At 72.3% G+C, this 776-nt stretch carries 1 pseudogene; it reads right to left on the bottom strand.

The features are described from left to right. A pseudogene (locus ADL15_RS54200) lies at window positions 1–776 on the bottom strand (hypothetical protein); the annotation flags it as partial.

Here is a 776-nt window from a genome sequence, read left to right as displayed (position 1 = left end):
GGCGGGGGGGGGGGTTGTGGGGGCCGCTTTGGGGGGTGCCTGGGGCGCTCGGGGTGCGGTCTTGCGGGCCGGGGGTGGCGGGGTCTCCGCGGTCTGGCTGGGTTTTGGGGTGGCTGTGGGCTGGTTTTCCGGCTTGGGCTCGGTGGGCGGCTGGTCGGATGTGGTCTCCGAGGCCGGGTCCTGAGCAGTGGGTGTGGCGGCCGTGAGCTCCGGAGTGGTGGGGGCGTCCGGCTGGGCTTCGGCCTCCGCGGTCTCTTCCTTTTCGGCGGTAGGTTCCGGCGCGGCGACCTCTTCCTCTTTGGCGGCCGGTTCCGGGGCGATGGGTGCCGGCGTGGCAGCAGGTTCCTTCTTGTCGTCGGCCGCTTCAGGAGCGGCTTCGTCGGCCGGTTCCGAGGTGGCGGCTGTTTCTTCGTCTTTGGCGGCGGGCGCCGGGGTGGCAGCGGGTTCTGTCGTTGCGGCGGCTGGCTCCAAGGTCGCCGGGGGTTCCTCGGCGGAGGGCGCGGGTGCTGCCTTGGCGGCAGTGGCCTCGACGACGGGAGCGGTGGTTTCGGCCTGCTCCGGGTTGGGCGCGGCGGCTTCGGCGGGCTTGGTGGTGGGCGCGGTGCTTTCGGCTTGCTTGGTGGTGGCCTTGGCTTCCGGGGTGGTGATTTGGGGCTGCTCGGCAGGGGTGTCGGAGGGTGGATCGGGCTTGGTGGTGGTCTTTTCCGGGGCCGGCTGTGCCGTGGGCTCGTCGAGCTTGGTCTCTGTGAGGTTGGGCTCGGCGGGGGGTTCGGGGG

Origin of the sequence: Actinoplanes awajinensis subsp. mycoplanecinus, assembly GCF_001509495.1 — a bacterium.
GTDB lineage: Bacteria > Actinomycetota > Actinomycetes > Mycobacteriales > Micromonosporaceae > Actinoplanes > Actinoplanes palleronii.
Note: the sequence above shows the minus strand (reverse complement) of the source record. Positions and strands in the feature narration are given on the sequence as shown.